This is a genomic window from Streptomyces sp. S6 (genome assembly GCF_054880855.1).
On sequence record NZ_JBTYMC010000652.1, the window covers coordinates 1 to 1,297 of the forward strand.

Below are 1,297 nucleotides of genomic sequence, written 5' to 3' on the forward strand. Positions count from 1 at the left end.
GATCGACCGGACCCGTTTCGCGATCCGGGACGCCCAGCGGCTCGCGATGACCGGCCGGACCACCCCCGACCCCCGGCACGCCACCAGCGCGCTGCGCGTCGCCCCGCCGCTCACCCTGACCGTCGCGGAGGCCGAAGAGGGCGCCGCGATCCTCGAAAGCGCTCTCAGGAGTACGCGGTAACAAAGGAACGACGCCATGACCACCACCTTCGAACCAGCTCTGTCGGTCCGTCAGGTCCTCTCCCTGGAACGGGTGCTGGCCGGGGAGCCCGAGGTGGTGGCCGGCTCCGGCCAGCTCGACCGGCCGGTGCGCTGGGTGCACGTCGCTGAGGCGCCCGACGTCGGCGTGATGCTCACCGGCGGCGAAATGGTCCTCACCACAGGCGTGTTGCTCGCCGGTGACGACAGCGCGCAGGCCGAGTACATCCACTCCCTGTACCGCGCGGAGGCTGCGGCCGTCGTCCTCGGACTCGGCCGCGCCTTCCCCACCCCGCCCGACACGATGCGCAGAGCCGCCGAACGCTGCGGGCTGCCCCTCGTCGTCCTCCACCGCCCCTTCCCCTTCGCCGAGTTGACGGAAGAGGTGCAATCCCGGCTGGTGCGGCGGAAGTTCGCCGCCGTCAGCCTCTCCGAGGCGGTGCGCACCGCCCTCACCGGGCTCATCACCGCCGGGGCCCCGCTGCAACGCCTCCTCGACGAAGTCGCCCAGCACAGCGGCTGTCCCGTCGTCGTCACCAACCTCGCCCACCGCGTCCTCGCCACCGCCGGGGAGCGGTCCGCCGTGGACGACGTGCTGCGCGACTGGGAGCGCATCGCCCGGCAGGCCGGCGGCCGGGAGGGGGACGGCTGGGTCCGCGCCGAACTCGGCGGCCGGGGCGAACGCTGGGGGCAGATCGTGCTGTGCGGCTACCGGGGTGACACCGCGGGCGGGCGGCTGCTGGCCGACCGGGCCGCCGAGGCGCTCGTCCTGCACCGGATGCTGGGCGCCGCCCCCACCTGGGAGGAACAGTCCGCGCAGAGCCTCCTCACCGACCTCGTCTCCGGCGTCGTACCGGCCCGCGGGCTCCTGCCCAGGGCACGGGCCGCCGGACTGCCGGTCAACCGGCGGACGTTCGTGCCGCTCGCCGTGCAGGGCCGGGAACCCGGTGAACTGGAGCGCACGCTCCGGCTGTTGGGGCTGCCCGGACTCGTCGCCGAACTCGCCGACGGCATCACCGCCGTGCTGCTCAGCCTCCCCCGCGACCAGGACGCCGACGCGCTCGCCGCGCACTTCGCGGCCCGCCTCGGACCGGCCGTC

General features: G+C 74.6%; 1 protein-coding gene and 1 pseudogene. Both read left to right on the forward strand.

Annotated features, from left to right (window positions below; genetic code table 11):
• A pseudogene (locus ACVNF4_RS36165) lies at positions 1 to 181 on the forward strand (hypothetical protein); the annotation flags it as partial.
• A gap of 15 nt (positions 182 to 196) precedes the next feature.
• On the forward strand, positions 197 to 1,297 hold a 1,101-nt coding region (locus ACVNF4_RS36170; RefSeq protein ID WP_461807054.1), incomplete at its 3' end, for a PucR family transcriptional regulator ligand-binding domain-containing protein.